1 pseudogene is annotated in these 445 nt (G+C 37.3%); it reads right to left on the bottom strand.

The window, feature by feature from the left end:
* Positions 1–445: pseudogene (locus ACFINS_RS09970) on the bottom strand (hybrid sensor histidine kinase/response regulator); the annotation flags it as partial.

The raw sequence follows: 445 nt of genomic DNA, 5'->3' as shown, positions 1-445 counted from the left end.
AACTATATTTCCCCACAGTAAAATTCGCCAAATCAATTGAAAACCATTCGGCAAAAATCGCATTTGCATAAAGAATCGTTCCCTGTGTATTAACGGATAAAAAACCAACAGGCGCTTGATCTAAGTGATTGATAGCTTCTTGAAGGTTTGAGAAAAAAACTTCACGACACTCTTGCAAATGAGAAATATCGGCAATACGCCAAAATAAAAACTTTTTTCTTCGCCTTGCCATTGGTTGAACAGAAATATTATACCAAACGGAGTTTTTTTGCGGTGAATGGACAAAAATCGACTGTTCTACCCTTAATTCTTCTTGCGCGGCAAGATCACTATATGCTGCAACTTTTAAGCGATACGCCAACGCACCAGCTCCCGGAAGATCAGCAATGACAGCATAACAAGAAGAATTAGGCTTATAGGTAAAGATTTTTTGATAATTTTGATT

The organism is Bartonella sp. AA2SXKL (assembly GCF_042197205.1).
Classification (GTDB): domain Bacteria; phylum Pseudomonadota; class Alphaproteobacteria; order Rhizobiales; family Rhizobiaceae; genus Bartonella.
The sequence above is the reverse complement of the archived record's forward strand: the minus strand, read 5'-3'. Positions and strand labels throughout refer to the sequence as shown.